Source organism: Campylobacter concisus, assembly GCA_002092835.1.
Classification (GTDB): domain Bacteria; phylum Campylobacterota; class Campylobacteria; order Campylobacterales; family Campylobacteraceae; genus Campylobacter_A; species Campylobacter_A concisus_K.
Genome location: LVWL01000001.1, coordinates 1 through 16,397 on the forward strand (window position 1 = coordinate 1; position 16,397 = coordinate 16,397).

The window sequence follows — 16,397 nt, forward strand, 5'->3', positions numbered from 1 at the left end:
GGCTTGTCTATTGTACTGGGGTACAGTGTTGAAAAATTTGTGTGGCTAGCTTTTATCGTAGCCCTAAAATTTAGCCTTTGCGTTTAAAATTCTTAGCATTAGTTTTAGTAGAGATTGATTTTATTTAAAAATTTAAAGACCTACTAAAATACAAAGTAAGTCTTTAAATATGATCTTATAAAGCCTTTATATCTCCACCGATAACTCTTAGCCCTCTACTATCAAATATCGCCTTTACGCCAGCTACTTCTATCACGACGCTTGATCCTTCTATCGTTACTTTTGTGCTACCTACTTGATGGATTATCTTATCTTTGGCATTTACCTCATAAGTCGTCTCTATATTACTAAATTTTGAATCAGCAATCTCTGTGTGCTGGGCAGCTGTTTTTGTTGTGAAATTTGACTTAGCATTTATATCAATGTAGCTATTTGCCTGAAGCACAATATGCTCGTTACTAAATTCATTTATGCCTTTTTGTGAATTTAGCTTATAACCACCATCTATATTTTGCTCTTTTGTGCCTTTTACCTCTTTCATCTCATCATTATGTATAGTCGTATTAAGATTTGATTTTACTTCTACAAATTTATCATGTCCTACAAATTCATGACTATCTTGACCTACTCTTGTATTGTTATCAACAGCTACATTTAGCGTATTTGAGACGCCCACTACTGTATCTTTTGAAAGTCCGACTGTTGTTAGATATTCAGCTCCCACATTTACATTTTTTGCTAGATCTATCGTCTGAATGTGGGCTTTTTTTACTCGCTCAGTATAACTTCCATGCACCTGTGAGCTTTTATCATTTAGTATTGTTTGAGAAAAGTCGTTATTTACAAGCTCGTCATAGTCCTTTTCTGCTTTTACATAAATTTGTTCTTTATTTTTTAAATTTGATAAAGTAATCTCGTTTATACCGGTCTCATTTGCGCCAATTGTCTTTGAGCTAAGAGATGTTTGGTGATAGTTGCTATCCACATTTACAAGTGGCGTATTTGAGGCATTATATAGGCTACCGCTTACTACTGGGTTATCTATGTCATTTTGTAAAAACGAGATGATAACCTCATCGCCGATCCTTGGTATGGCAAAAAAGCCTGAGCTATTGCTAGCAATAGGCGTTATCACTCTTAGATAAGCACTCTTGTGATAGCTTGCGTTGATAGCGTCGTCTTTATCGATTATCTCTTGTGTGCTAAAAGCATTTAACCTCACCTTTACCCTACCATAGCTATCAGTATGGATCGTGTTATTTTGGCTGTTTAGCCCATCTTGACCGACTACAAGACCTAGCGTGATGTCTGGTGCTTTTGGTTTTTGTTTGTAGCTTGGGACAAATTTCACACTACTTGGAATGATGCTTATCTCATTTGTGTATGAGCTTATAAATTTTTTATCTTTAAATGGGACATTATCGCCTAAATTTAAAGTATTTTCTAAAACGCTCTCATCAATATAAGTATGCTTTAAAGCTATTATTTTAAACTCATATTCGCCCTTGCTAGCATCAATAGCTACCGAGATATTGTCATTTAAACTTAATGCAAATACATTTGAGCTAGCGGTAAATTCTTTTAAAAGCATATCGCTTCTTAGTTTCTTAAGGTAGGTGCTAACTTCAAGCAAGCTAGTATCACTAAATGAATACTCGTCCAAATTTATATGCTTATCATAGATATTTACCTGCTCGTCAAATATCTTTTCATTTTTACTCTCCAACACATTTGGATAAGCTGTATTTTGAAAAGAGTGCGTAAAGCTATTTGCTTTTAGCGTCTCGCTCTTTGTTATTTTATTTATGTGTTCGGTTGCTAGATTATTATTCAAATTTACATTAAAGCTTACTTTTCTAGCTTCCTTGCCACTGCTTGTATCGCTTGAAGTAAAATTTTCATTTTGATTGCTATAAGCTAGTATAAATGTATCATGAAAATAAATTTTTTCATTATCTTCATAAAAATATATACCACTATCATGGCAAAGTCTTGTTATAAAGGCTAGGTCGCTTTCATTGTACTGGGCTATAAATTCTCTTTTGTTGTAGTTATTTTTGATATTTGAGAAGTCTAGCTCTTTGGTTAGCCTTTGTTTATTAAAAGTCAAAATATCCTTTACTACTTCTAAAATGCTCTGGTCTGTATAAATTCTATTTGCTCTATTTATGCTTAGTCTATATAGTGGCGAAGTTAGCTTGAATTTAAAGAAGTATTTTTTATCTATATTTGTACTAGTCTCATCGTCTACGCCAAGATACTCTACATCGCTTACTATTCCACTAAAGTGCATATCGTTTGAGCTACCATCTGGAACGATATTTTTATTTGTTGAAGAAGGCCTTTTTATGCTTAGCTTTATACTTTTATCAAGATATTTATATATGCTTGAGTAACTTTTATCGTTATTGTAGATGGTGTCTAAATTTTCATAAAGCGGGTTTTTGACCAAATTTATATAGGCAAAGCACTCTATGTTAAATATACTTTCTAAATTTTCATAAATATCTGCACGTGTAACGATAAATTTATCGTTTGACTCGTTTGCTATCTGAAGAGTTGAGAAAGTATCGTTAGATACGCCGTAGTCCACAAAGCCATCTGTTGCCACTGAGTTGCTGGATGCTAGCATGACAGGCTTGGTCAGTGATGATGTTGGCGATGTTAAATTTTTGTCCATTTGTTGCTCTTTCAATCTTTTTTCGTTTTCTTCTTCTTGTTGTAATGCCTTTTCAAACATTTCAATATCGGTGTCGGTGAGATTACGATAGTTTTTAAACCACTCTATTTGGTCCATTTGCTTAGCACTTTTAAATTCTCTGTAATGTATATTATTAATAGTATCTACACCTGATTTCACTAAATCAACGACCTCATTACATGTTCCACAACCTAAAGCACCAAATGCTTTTCCAGTACCATCAATAGCATCTTTAGCTCTTGTATATTTATCTTGCTCGCTAAAGTCTTCTAAATTTGTATTATCGTTTTTTATATCAAGTTTCTTTTTATTTATATTAAAGAAATCCATTATTTTTTCCAACTATTAAGTAAAATATCTAAATCTTTTTCATCATTTATGAGTGTCAAAATATATTTTAAATATTTGTAGTCTTTAGGGTCTTGCCCGTATTGTAGTTGCTTTTCAATTAATTTAAATTTTTCTTCTTTAAATTCTTTATATTTTGGAGTTTTTATAAATTCTAGTAGCTCCTTGCTAGGTATTTTACGCTCGAATCCAACTCCATTATCTTGAAAAAAGAATAAAAATTCTGATCCCATAGAAAAAGCTAATCTATCATTTGGCTTTGTGCCCTTATCTAAAAGGTTATCAAAAGTCTTAAATTTTTTCATTAAAAAAGCGATTTCTAATAAATTTGGCTCATATCTAAGTTCATTACTTTTTAAAGTTATATTCGTATCGCAATTAAACTTATCTATATAGTAATCTATGATTTTAATGGTATTCCCATCACTTACATTTTTATCAAATATAGCGGCGAACATATCCGTACAATTTGCTTCGTGTGAATATAAAGATGTTATGAGAAATATGATTATTGCCAATTGCTTCATTGCGCTAATTCCTTTTGAGTTTCATTCTTTAATAAATTATCTAAAACCTCTTCATCATTTACAAGCGTTAGTACTTTCTGTAAAAGAATATAGCCTCTTGGGTCTTGTCCATGTTCTAAGAGTTTTTTGATTAGCTTAAATTTCTCTTCTTTAAATTCTTTATATTTTTGAGTTTTAATAAATTTAAACAACTTAGGACTTGGGGACTGTCCTTCTAGCTTAACACTATTTTCTTCGAAAAAAAGCAAAAAGTCTAATCCTATTGAACCAGCCAACCATACATTAGGTACTGCACCTTTTTCTAAAATCTCGTCAATACTTTTAGGCTTATTTGCACTATATGCAAATTCTAATAAACTAGCTTTCATTGTGAAATTCGGTAAATTTATACTAGCATTAGCATCACATCCTAGATCATCTATGTAGTATTTTATATACTTAGCCGTTTCAGCGTCACTTAAATTTTTATTAAAAATGAGCCCAAACATATCCGTGCAGTTTGCTTCATGTGAATATAAAGATGTTATGAGAAATATGATTATAACTAGGTGTTTCATATCGCATTTCGCATATCATATTAATTTAAAAGATAAAGATAAAAAGGGCTCATCTGTGTCCTTCTAGCTAGAAGATGATTTTATTAACCCTAGGGGTAAACCCTAGGTTGGTTTTAAGCTTTTTTAGTAGCTTCTCTCCAGTCATCGCTTCCGCTTGTACCTGCAGCTACGTGTTCCCAAACTATCTTTCTATAGTTCATTGAAACTTTGAAAAGCTCTGTTTTGTCGCTGTTTAGCTTATCTTGAGCATTTGGGCTTACTAGAGTAATATCTGTTATAGTTGCATCTTCTAGTTTTGTAGTAAAGAAATGCTCCGCACCACCACTAGTTGATGTTCTATACCAATAGATCTCAACCTCTGGAAGTCTTTCACCTTGTGTTAAAGCATTGTAAAGAAGTGGAACAGCTTTATTTAGTGATGTAGTAAAACTAAATGGCTTATGGACTCTTTGACCTGATGGTTGGCCACTTTGTGGATCAGTTGGAACTGTTACTATATGAGAAACCTCTTGAGCCATGATCTCATCTTCATGACCCGACTGATAGCGATTACCTATACTAGCTTCTGTTGAAGCACCACTTGAAATAAGTCCTTGTGTAGAACCTTTCACTTTAATATACACTGGTTGTGACATATTTACTCCTATTAAAAAGTTTGGATTATTCTATCTTTTATTTACTTTCTGTTTTATTAAAAACATTACTTTTTTAACATATAGCTTTGAAGAGCTTTATGTAATAGATAATTAAACGCTTCCTTATCTTCCTTAGTGCTTTTTAGTACGGCTCCTGAAAGATATTTAAAAAATGAGTTGTTCTCGACTATATCATACATTTGGCTATATAGCTCTTTGCAGATAAGCTTAACCAAAACCGCATTTATTAGCTCTGTTGAGTCACTAAGAGGAAGAGTTTTCATGATTGTTTCCATATCTTTTGTATTTAAAGTCCTAGTCTGCTCACTTATAGGGCTCATATTTGGTTGCAATTTTATACTCTCAACTATCTTTGTCAAAAGCTCATCCATGCTTTTTGCAGTTAGCATATTTTGATTATTTGCATTTTCTTCTTCATCAAAATTTTGAGCTATCTCATTTAAATTTAAAACTGCATCGTGCACATTTTCATTTAAAGTGATATCTTTTTTATCATTTATTAATGAGTTTATCTTTGGCTCTTCTTTAAAATCAACATTTGAAATTTTACCAACTGGTTCAAAACGTTTATCATCGAGTTTGTCAAAATTTTTTGTATTTTCTATTATCTTATGGGCTTTCCCTATATATTCATCAATTCTAGAAGGATCTATAAATATAAATTTTAACTCCCCTATCCTAAAGACATCGCCCAAATTTATGACACTCTCATAGTCATCTGGAAGCTTTGAATATGAATCACTATAAAAAATTTCACAATCTTTATAGCCACAAATTGTGAAAACCCCCTCTTCAAATCCAACATGAGCGTGTTTTGGTGCGATTGAATCGCTCATATCATTACAAGAAAATTTTGTAGTATCTAACGAGCCTATATCACCGCCATTTTCATCAAAAATGATAAATTGAGCTGAAAAGCTTGACGCTTTATCGTAATTTTGTATAACTGCTGCTATTTGTTGCATATTTTTTCCTTAATAAAGCATCTTCTTTGGTAAATTTATCGTTGGTATGATATCCATAAGCTCTAAAAGCTCTCCTCCATTTGGTGTTACTTCAAAGCCAAAATAAGAATCTCTTCTACCATAAAAATTAAGCGTACTAACACCAACACTACTAAAATTTGAAGCTTTTAATATCTTATACCAGCCCCATTCTCCATCAAAGCTTAGCTCTTTTCTCTCGCTTCCAGTACTTGAAACTGCATTGAATTTAAACTGTGTTGATATATCAAAATTTTTACTTGAAACTATCAAATTTGAGGCAATTGTATGATCGTAAGTCAAAGAGTTATTAGAATAGCTAATATTTATATGGCTAAAATTTGCCGATAAGTCGACAGCTTTTAAATTATAATTTAATTTTAGCTCATCATTTGAATCAAGCATTAAATTTGAAATTCTGTCTATATAGGCAATATTTTTAAGGAAATCCCTACTAAATCTTAGCTCTTTTGCATATTTTGGTCTTATTTTATAACCATCAGCAGTTTTACTTAAGATTTGTTTTAGATATCTATCATAAAAGCTATTCCAAGTTCCGTTTTTGCCAAAGAATCTTTTAAATTCTTCTATACTGACAGCCTTTGGAGATTGTTCGTTAAATGGATAAAATGGCTTGATAAGACTTTCAAAATCATCAAAAACATCATCTCTATATGCTGTTGATAAAAGCGCTGAAGCGCCATTTTCTACTTGTTTCCATGCAAGTGTCGATAACTTTTGATAATATTCATTTAACTCATCTGGAAGCTTCTTAGCATCATTATTTAAGACAACAAATGGATCGTTTTCGTTTTTTATGCCATTTATTGCATAAACTATTTTATCATCGTTGCTTTGAAGCATTTCAAAGTTATAGTCACTAACTTTTTTATAAACGCTTGTTACATCGTTGCTTATAATATCTAGCAAGTCATTAGAATTTAACGCATGATAGTTAGTAAATTTAGCACTAAAATCACTGAAAACACGCTTTATCTCACTTGAAGCAAATCCTAGAGAGTAGATATATTTTAGTAAATTCTCATCATTTAAATTTGTATTTTGATTAGTTAATTTTATTAAAGAATTTAAAGGATTTTCTCTCTTTGACAAGATGTCGAGCTCTTCTATGACCTCTTTTTTTGTAGTAAATTCATTTGGTTCTATTTCTCTTAAAATTTGGCTCCACTTATCAGCATAATTTTGCAAATAAAGCTCTATTACAGCAATGCTTAGCTCTTTCTTATCATTTGAGCTAATATCTTTTAAAGAAGAATTTGTCTCCATTAGCCAAGATTCTATTCCAGCTGTTTGATCTATGTTTGAGCTAAGCTTTGACAAGAAATCTCTTAAATTTTCTTTTGTATAAATTTTATTAAATGGCTTAAATGCTTCTTTTTCTTGGACTACTGTGTATAAATTTTCAACATCTTTTTTAATATCGTAAAAAGATTTATCGTCCTTGAATGATATGAACTCAAGTATATAGTAGAGCCTTTGTACTCTTTGAACAGGTGATAGCCTCGTATTTGCTATACTTTGAGCAACTGTATCTGCAGTTATGTTTAAATTTTCTGCCTTTAAAATAGCCTCAATATGAGCTAAAAATTCATCTTTTGCAACGCCATATTTTTCAAATTTATCCCAGTTTGTACTAATCCAAATTTTAAATAAATCCACATTTGTGTAATCTTTATCAAAGAGCGAATCATACATATAAAATGCTTTTATTAGCTTATCTGGATCGCTTTCATTTTTTAGTATATTTTCCATTTCAGTTAAAACTGTATTTTTGAAAAAATCAGCATTCAAATCATAGTAAAGTGCTTTAACTGGAGTGAAGCCTTTATAAGAAGTATCTAGTGTTATATACTCAAATTTAGTATCGCCGCTAAAGATTCTTGGATAGTCATTTAGACTTTGTTTTAGTAAATTTAGAAGCTCAATCTTTTGTGTTGGAGAGAGATCCTTGTATTTTTTACCATCAAGGTATGAAGAAATTTTATTTGCATTATTTATAGCATTTTGCTCTTTTATATTTTTGGTCTCTAGAATAAAACTAGAACCCAAATATACTCCAGCACAAAGTATGGCTACTAAAACAAAATTTACAAATTTTGTAAATCTATTTTGAGCACCAAATTTATTTAAGTTGGCTTTAAAAGCTATCTCTTTTAAAAATGATTTTACAAAATAGCTTTGTTTACTATAGTTATTTACTGCTCTTAAAAGTGGTTTTTTGATATTATATCTATCACAAATAGTGTTTGTAAGGTAGTTTATAGGTATATTTTCTTGATAAGCACTTACGAAATAAACTCCATTTATGGTTGAGCTATTTTTAAGTGCATTTTGAGAGCTTAGCTTTGTTACAAAATCTTTCACTAAAGCAAAAAAATTATCAAGTTGTTTTAAAAAGAGATATGAACGTTTTTTATCTTCCAATAAATGCGAAATCGAATTCTTACTCATGAGATGTTTAAATAATGACTCGCTTAGGTTTTTTAGTTCAGTTTCTAGTGATTGTTTTGAGAAATTTGGATCTAAGTTTATTCCTAGAGCTTTATTTGCCACATCTTCATTGAAAAGCCTGAAATAATCTCCCATGCCATCTATTAAGTCAAGTTTGCTAAAAACAATATAAATAGGGAATTTAATATTTAGATGTTTCTCGCAGTCATTAACCCTTTTTATCATATATCTAATTAATTCATCAAAATATTCTTGAGTGCCTTCGAGGAATTTTTTAGTATCTATTATTAAAACCGCACCACTTAATCTAGCGTTAAAATCATTTCGTTTTAAAAAGTGTAAAAATTCACTCCAGATACTTTTTTTAAGCAAGTAATCCCTATTTTTATCCACATCATCTTCAGGAAGCTCTTCAGTAGCTGTTGGCTGGTACAAGCTCTCTTGTGCAAAATGTATACCCTCAGTATCTAAAAGTGCGCCAAATTTTGAAATGTAAAGATTAAAGTTTGTTGTACTTTTGTGTATTTTTTTATAAGTATCTAAACTATCAGATAGTGGAAATTCGATATTTGAATAGTTTATAAACGCACTCTTTCCAGCACCTTCGTTACCCATTATCATTATTAAAGGTAATTTTTTAAAATTTATATCTTTTTTCCATGTTGTTTTGGCATCTTTCAAAGAAAGCATAAAATTTCTTTTTGCCTTACCAAAGCTATCCATAGACTCTTTTTTTATCTCTTTTAGCTTATTATTTTTTTCATCTTTTTGAGATGCTAAATAGTGCATTAATGGTTTGATTAAAACAAAAAAACAAAATAACTACCCAAAATGCAATTAATATAGTGACTCTTGAACTTATACTAGCAAAGCTATATACATCGTTAAAAGCTATAAGTGGAGCGTAAAGCCAAAATAAGATGCTTAATGCAATAGAAGCTACCAAAATGGTACTGTGTTTAAATCTAAAAAAGACAAAAAATCTTCTTAGGTAATCGATAAATGCCATTGATGCACATCCTTTTACAAATAAATATATTTCTTTAATGTAATAATAACAAATATTTTAGATTTTATATCTGAAAATTTAAGAGCAGAGCCTAAATTTTATAAAATTTGACATATTTTTATTACTTTTAAGCCTTGTACCAAGGCCTATTTTACTATAACCTTCATCCATCCCAAGCTTTAATTGCATCTTTGGAGAATAGTTTATTTTTATGTATAAATCGGCAACAAATTCATTGTTCGTAAAAAAGATAAGAGTATCTTGAAGCTCTTTAAACTTTCTTCTTTTTGGAAAAAAATCAATAGCTTCTTCATAATCTATGCCATCTATATAAACTGCTATTTTAGTTTGTTTCTCAAAAAGCTTTTTACCAAGTATAAAATTTCTGCCCAAAGTCCTATTTTTGATACCAAGCGAATTTAAATTTGAAGGCGCTATGAAAATTTGATTTGGTAGATTTTCTAGCAAAAATAGTTTATTTTTTAAATTAAAATGACGCTGCAAGGCAAACTCAATCTCTCTTTTAGGCCTTCTTTGGCTAATAATAAGCGGAGAAAATGGTAAGAATTTTTTTGCTAATTTTTTATTGCTTATGTTTAATATATCTAATAAAATCTTTGAAATTTTATCATCAAGCTCTTTTTCAAAGGATCTTGCATAATTTTTTAGGCTAATGCTATCAAAGAAAAGCCAAAGCAAGTAATTGTCAAAAAAGTCAAAAAATTTCTCAAAATCATTATCGCTACTCTTTGAAATCTTTTCTAAAATATAACTTGTAAGATGCGAGCCGCTTCCCAAAAGACCCATAAAATTTACGACGATTTTTACTGCATCCTCTTTATTTAAGCTCTCAAGCTCATTAATCGGATAGGCAAAACTTGGGCTATTTTTTAAAAAGATATCTCTTCTATCGTGGTGCTTTAGGCAGTTCTTTACTAATTTAAAAAAAGAAGCTTGATTTAGTTCTTTGTTCATATTAATTTTTTTGTACCACCCAAGAAGTCATAATTAAGCAAAATTTTACTCTTTATACACTTTATTTTAAGTTCACAAAATGAATTGATTGATGCAAATTTTGATAAAAATTTAGCCAAATTTATACCTAAAGCATAGACATTTCCAATACTCTCAAATTCACTTTCATCTATATAAAATATGCAGAGCAACCCTCTTTTTGCAAAGCCTTGATCAACTCTATAAATTTGCTTTGTTTTTATATCATAAAGCGAGTTTGCAAATTTTTTAAAAAACTCATCATCTGGCGTGCTAAAGGTATTAAGAAGTGCTAAAAAAGAGCCCTTCTCTAGTATACTTTGATAACTAAAAGATAATATGCTAACTAGTTTCCAAAGAAGATTTCCATCTATTTTTACTCGCTTTACACTAGTTGGAATGGTTAAATTTTTAGTTGTTACACCTTGATGAGATAACACTCTATCTATCTCACCAAGTCTTAGCTTACAAGGCAAATCACCATTGCAGCAAAGTGTATCTATGCTAATGGTTTGATCTTTAGAGTCGCTTTTAAAAAAAGAAATTTCTTTATATGAGTTTAGTTTTATATCTGTTTTATTGCTGACAAAATAATAATCTTTTGCTCGCTCATCATTTAAAAATTCAAATCTCTCAAAACTTTTATAGTTTTTTAATATCCTTTTTTCATTATTACTACTATGAGCGACCACCTTATTTATTGAAATGATTTCATAAGCATCGATATTTGAGCGATCTAGAAAAATTCTATATTCGCTTCGTCTATTGTTATTCAAAATAGGCTCGGCACTCATTACAAATAAATTTATTGCAGGCGTAGCAAAAAGAGAAAAATACTCTAGCCTTGGCACATATCCACTTGGCATATCTTTTGAAAATATAAATTTAATATTAAAGCTTTTTGCGGAAAAATTTTTAAGAAAGCTAAGTCCATTTAATCGCACAAAATTTAGCTTTGAAGGAAAAAATGATAGCTCTTTTAAAAGCTCAAACGCTTCAAATCCAAACTCATCACTCTTTATCAAACGCTCATCAAACTCATCTAAACTAAGTTTATCAGGGCTTAACTTTATCTCTTGATCGCTATCTTCAAAACTTATTGTAATAAATTTCAAGTAATTTTTTAGCCACATTAAGAGCGTAGAAGAGAAGTAAACATTATCTCCAAGATATAAATTTAAAAAGTCTACATCAAGTTCTTTAGTGCTAAGCTCGTCCTTTGTAACGCTTATATTTAAATTTAGAAGATAATCACTCTTATTGTTTGACATAAAAGCTTTTGTTATCTTTAAGGGAAGCAAATTTATGTCAAAGATTGTTTGAAATTTGCACGTTACGCCATTGATCTGCTTTGACTCGACTATACTTCCTTTTGGTATAAATTCTTTTACCCCAGAGAAGTCATCTCTTAATGTAAATTCTTGCATACAAACTGATGGAAAAGGATTTGTATAGCTTGGCATTAATATATTTACTAAAGACTCAGCGATTAGTGGGATATTTTCATCTAGTTCTTGCCTGATCCTCGATGTTAAAATAGCCATATTTTCTATTATACTCTCAACATCAGGATCTTTGCTTTTAGTATCTAAAAAGGGTGCTACTTTTGGAAAATTTTTAATAAAAAGGGCTCTTGTTTCATCAAGATATGCCATCTCTTTTTGAAAATAAGCTAGATTATTTTCATTATAATCCATTATAAAATCTCACAATATCTATTGTTTTTAAAAATAACTTTTAGCAAATACTCTTTAAAATTATCATTTTTATGCTTGTAGTTTATATTAAAGATGATACGCCAAGGCTTTAGTGAGTCATCGTATCCGATAGATGTTACTTCTATTCTATTCTCATTTGAGCTGATTAATTCATATATTGCCATACCAAGTTTATGACCAAGCTCGTTTATCTCAACACCCATCGACCAAAGATCAATAATACTATCATTTAATCGGCCGTAGTTACCAAGTCTAGAGTTTAAGATAGTATCAATGTGATCTTTTATGTCGCTGTCTAGATCTTTAAAATATGGACGTAGTTTTGATTCGTCACTAAATTCATATAAAATTTTATCTATCAGCGACATAGTAAGCTTACTCTTTGTCTAGTTTTCCGACCAAAGAAAGCTCGAAATTTGCTCCCATAAATTTAAAGTGAGGTCTAGCCAAAAGCTCTATTTTGTACCATCCAGGCTCGCCAGCTATATCACTGACGATTACTTTTGCGCTTCTAAATGGTCTTCTACTTCTAACATCTGCTGGTGGATTTTCCTGATCTGAGATGTATTGTCTTAGCCATTCATTTAAGCCGCGCTCAACATCGCTACGCTCTTTCCATGTACCTATCTCTTCTCTTTGAAGCACTTTTAGATAATGAGCCAAACGAGAGATCAAGAACACATAAGGCAGTTGAGTTCCGAGCCTGAAATTTGTCTCAGCAGCTTTACCTTCTGGAGTATTTGGGAAAATTTTAGGTTTTAACGCAGAGTTTGCTGAGAAAAATGCAGCGTTATTACTATCTCTTCTTAAAGTAAGAGCGATAAATCCATTTTCTGAAAGTTCAAATTCTCTTCTATCTGTGATCAAACTTCGGTTGGAATTTTTGTTTGGACGCTTCCATAATTTTCATAAGTATAAGTTGGAAGATCTTTTACGGCACCGCCACCTTTTGGCCCAATAATATTGCCGCACCATCTATAATCAGCAAAACTATCTGTAAGCCTTGTAGCAAACGCATAAGCTCCATTGCCCCAAAGCATATCATCATGATTATTTACAGTTTCTCTATAATTAAAGCTCTTTATAGGGTTATCTTCTGGCACATAAGGAGATCTTGTAAGAAATCTATTTACCATACATCCTGTGTATTTTGCATCTTCATTTTCTCTAAAAGTTCTCCATCTTGTATATTGTGGGCCTTCTAGCATGCTTTTTAGATCTTTTATATTTTCAAGCTCACCAAAATTGTCAAGTCCGAAAAATTTAGCAGAAAGAGATGTAAGAAGTGGCGAATGGCTCATTGCAGCAATTGATGACATTTTATTTAAAAAAGTCATATCTTGATTTGATTTATCTAGCTCATAGTCAGCCACTATCGCACCAACTGGTTCACCACCAAATTGTCCATATTCGGCTGAATAAATTTGTTTATAAAGTGTACTTTGAGTTATGTCTAGATTATTTTCAAAATCATCTAAAATTTCTTCTTTTGTGGCGTCTAAAAGATCAATTTTTACATTTTCATTAAAATTTGTTCTCTCAACCAAAAATCTAATTCCACGCCAAGTTGATTCTAGCTCTTGAAAAGATTTATTGTGTAAAATTTCATCCATTTGAGCAGATAAAAGGGTATCGATGTGAGCTATCATCTCATCAAGTGCGAGCTTATTTATTTTATCTTCGGCATTATTTGTTGTTATTATGTTTGAAATAAACTCAGCAACTCCTTGCTTTACAACACTATAACTCTCGTCATCTTTTGAATATTTACTCCTTTGCATTATGCTTTCAATGATAGGAGTTTTAACTTTAGTTTCAGACATTTTTATTCCTTATCTTGTTCGTCTTTAATCTCTAAAAGAAGTTGTTTTCTACTATCTTCATCTTTTATAGCTTCTAAAACCGCTTTTCTAAAATCAGGCATATTGCCCATAGGACCTTTTAGTGCAACTAAAGCTTTTCTAAGCTGCAAGAGTTTTTTTAGTTCAGGGATTTGATTTATAATATTGTCTGGATTAAAATCATGGATGCTCTCAAAATCAAGGTCAATATTTAAATCTTCATTATTAGAATTTAGCTTATTTTTTACAGAGAAATTTGTATGAATATCTAAGCTTTTCATAACCTGATCAAAATTTATTTTATTGATAGAAATCACTTCACGATCTTCAAGTGGAGTTTGGTTTTCACCAGTTAAATTTGCAACTACCATAAGTTTTAATGGAAGCTCTACATCAGCCTCTTGGTCATTTGTCTTAGTTTTATAACTATATTTATGCGTTCTTTTGGTGGGATTAGATTATCTGCCATAGTAACATCCTTTTTTCATAAATGATTTAAGAATTATATTTAAATAAAATTAAAGGTGATTTAAAAAAACATATTTTATCACACAAATGTTTTTGCCTTTATATATATGTCTGATAAATAATCTTTAAGCTCGGTATTTTCTATAAAATTAACTATTTGTGCATAGGTAGCTTTTGCATTATTATTCATGCCTTGAGCAGTAAAAATTTTTGATAATTCAAGCATAAAATTAAGCTCACTTTGAGCGCTTGAAGCATGCTTGCTTTTGTCTAGTTCTTTTATTAGATCTTCAAAACTCATATCTTTTTTACTATCACTGCTGGAAGTAAATTCCAAAGAGTTGCTTTTAATAAAAAATTTACTTATATCTTCACTAAAAAAAGCTTCTCCGCTTTGAAATTTGAGCTTTTTTATATCTGGAAATTTATCAATAAAATTTAAAACCATATCGCAAATAAGATCACTTTGCCTTGCAAGTCCAGCACTATTTAAAAACTCACAAAATATCGTAATGCCTTCTATCCAAAATGGATTAAGTGCTAAATTTCTTATAAATTTTTCTAAGTTGTCAAGATTTAATTCATTATTTTTTTAAAAAGCATAATCAGATTTTCATCAGGATAACGTATCTGTGTTATTTGATCGCTACTTGATGGGAGCGCCTTTATTCTGCCCCACATTGCTTCAAAAATTAAAGCATAAGCATTAAAATTTTTAATATCACTCCTTAAAAGCATTAGTGATAAATTTATAAAATATTCTCTAAATTCTCTATCATTAAATGTGCTAATATCATTGCCACTAAATGAAACGTTTTGATAGTAAGTTGGCTCAGTTTTAGTAATGACTTTTGGCTCTTTAGCTTTTAAAATTTCTTCTTTTTTTTCTTCTATATAAAGCGTATCAAAATGTATACCAAGCTCTTGTGAAAGCTCAGGCACAAGGTCATTAAACGCTTTTGCGTCAGCTTGATCCAAAGCTTTATCATTAGCTTGCGTAAAAAGCTCTATTGTCTGAGCTATTATCTTTTTTTTAGCAGGTAGCTGCTTTTCGTTTTTTGCAAGCGAATTTGGCTCTTTTTTCAAAATAAATAGAAAAAAAGCAAAGGCTTTTATAAGTGTCTTAAAAGCCTCTTTGTCGTTTAAATTTATAGCAGAAATCGCTAAGAAATTTAAAAGCTTGGCGTCAAGACTAAACTCACTTAAGGCTCTTAAAGATGAGCTAAATACGTAATCCCACTTTATGCTATCATGCATCAAAGTTTTATACTTTGACATTTCATCAGTTAAACTAATATAAAGCTCATTCTCTAAAAAATCTTCATTAAATTTATTACAAAAATTATCTTGCACTTACTTGTTATCCATAAAATTCTCTATCTTATTATTTAGGACACTATCGTTTCTGATATTGTTTTGATCCATAGAATATGTACTATATAAAAATGCAGCTGCGATCATAGCAATGGCTAGCAAAATGAAATAAAATTTTAAACGCTTTAGAGAAAATACCTCAAGAAAGCTTTTCTTTGTCTGTTTTAAGTAGCTCTTTTCAAATACGTTTTCATCGGCCTTTATGAGCGGAGAAACGGCCGCAGCTATATTTTCACAAAGATAAGAGATTTTTTCATTGCAATCTTCTTGGGTTTCATATTTTCCCTTATAGCCAAGCACCAAACAAGCATATATAAATTCCAAGAAATCTTTATTTTTGCCAACATTTTCAAACCACTTATCCATAATGCCAAAGAATTTATTTCCACCTAGATTTTCATTAAAAAATCTTGTTGTCAGGGTATTATTGGCCCAAAAGCTGTTCATAAAAATTTCATTTTTTAGCAAGCTCTCATCTATAAAAACACAAAGGCAATATCTAAGTCTAATAATATCGTCTTCCTCGTAAATACCTAGATTTGATATCTTTGAAGTAGTGCTTAAGATATCATTTATCAATTTTTCACGTAAATTTGCCATTTCGCTCTGTGAAAAATTTTGTAATTTTGAAACCCTATTTGCCAAAAGAAGTAATGGTAACACATGATCTAGTGCAAGGTTTGTGCCAAGACCCAAAAGATTTGTTTGACTTAAAACTGAGGTTTCATTTTGATTTTCGTTCATTTTTAT

Annotated in this window: 13 protein-coding genes and 2 pseudogenes; all 15 read right to left on the reverse strand. The window is 30.7% G+C overall.

Going from position 1 to position 16,397, the window contains the following annotated elements; genetic code table 11:
- Window positions 1–175 precede the first annotated feature (175 nt).
- Complete coding sequence (locus A3835_00005; GenBank protein ORI10874.1) at window positions 176–2,740, reverse strand: hypothetical protein; 2,565 nt, start codon at window positions 2,738–2,740, stop codon at window positions 176–178.
- Between the two features lie 290 nt (window positions 2,741–3,030).
- Window positions 3,031–3,576, reverse strand: a complete 546-nt coding sequence (locus tag A3835_00010; GenBank protein ORI10752.1) for a hypothetical protein — start codon at window positions 3,574–3,576, stop codon at window positions 3,031–3,033.
- Entirely contained in the window at window positions 3,573–4,064 is a 492-nt protein-coding gene (locus A3835_00015; protein ORI10753.1) for a hypothetical protein, read from the reverse strand. The genes A3835_00010 and A3835_00015 overlap by 4 nt, the downstream gene beginning before the upstream one ends.
- 182 nt (window positions 4,065–4,246) lie before the next feature.
- Window positions 4,247–4,768: a hypothetical protein gene (locus A3835_00020; GenBank protein ORI10754.1), complete on the reverse strand. Its 522-nt coding sequence runs from the start codon at window positions 4,766–4,768 to the stop codon at window positions 4,247–4,249.
- 65 nt (window positions 4,769–4,833) lie between these two features.
- Entirely contained in the window at window positions 4,834–5,754 is a 921-nt protein-coding gene (locus A3835_00025) for a hypothetical protein (protein ORI10755.1), read from the reverse strand.
- A gap of 9 nt (window positions 5,755–5,763) precedes the next feature.
- Window positions 5,764–9,033: a hypothetical protein gene (locus tag A3835_00030; protein ORI10756.1), complete on the reverse strand. Its 3,270-nt coding sequence runs from the start codon at window positions 9,031–9,033 to the stop codon at window positions 5,764–5,766.
- On the reverse strand, window positions 9,005–9,253 hold the full coding sequence (locus A3835_00035; GenBank protein ID ORI10757.1) for a hypothetical protein: 249 nt from the start codon (window positions 9,251–9,253) through the stop codon (window positions 9,005–9,007). The genes A3835_00030 and A3835_00035 overlap by 29 nt, the downstream gene beginning before the upstream one ends.
- Before the next feature lie 78 nt (window positions 9,254–9,331).
- Window positions 9,332–10,228, reverse strand: a complete 897-nt coding sequence (locus A3835_00040; GenBank protein ID ORI10758.1) for a hypothetical protein — start codon at window positions 10,226–10,228, stop codon at window positions 9,332–9,334.
- On the reverse strand, window positions 10,225–11,943 hold the full coding sequence (locus A3835_00045) for a type VI secretion protein (GenBank protein ORI10759.1): 1,719 nt from the start codon (window positions 11,941–11,943) through the stop codon (window positions 10,225–10,227). The genes A3835_00040 and A3835_00045 overlap by 4 nt, the downstream gene beginning before the upstream one ends.
- Window positions 11,943–12,332 carry a hypothetical protein gene (locus A3835_00050; GenBank protein ORI10760.1) on the reverse strand — a complete coding sequence of 130 codons (390 nt, stop codon included), beginning with the start codon at window positions 12,330–12,332 and terminating at the stop codon, window positions 11,943–11,945. The genes A3835_00045 and A3835_00050 overlap by 1 nt, the downstream gene beginning before the upstream one ends.
- Window positions 12,333–12,339: 7 nt before the next feature.
- Window positions 12,340–13,787 (reverse strand): annotated as a pseudogene (locus tag A3835_00055) (type VI secretion protein).
- Between the two features lie 2 nt (window positions 13,788–13,789).
- Window positions 13,790–14,274 (reverse strand): annotated as a pseudogene (locus A3835_00060) (type VI secretion protein).
- A 78-nt stretch (window positions 14,275–14,352) separates the two neighbouring features.
- On the reverse strand, window positions 14,353–14,721 hold the full coding sequence (locus A3835_00065) for a hypothetical protein (GenBank protein ORI10761.1): 369 nt from the start codon (window positions 14,719–14,721) through the stop codon (window positions 14,353–14,355).
- Between the two features lie 128 nt (window positions 14,722–14,849).
- Window positions 14,850–15,626, reverse strand: coding sequence for a hypothetical protein (locus tag A3835_00070; GenBank protein ORI10762.1), 777 nt, complete (start codon window positions 15,624–15,626; stop codon window positions 14,850–14,852).
- Window positions 15,627–16,391 carry a glutamyl-tRNA amidotransferase gene (locus A3835_00075; protein ID ORI10763.1) on the reverse strand — a complete coding sequence of 255 codons (765 nt, stop codon included), beginning with the start codon at window positions 16,389–16,391 and terminating at the stop codon, window positions 15,627–15,629.
- Between the last annotated feature and the right edge of the window lie 6 nt (window positions 16,392–16,397).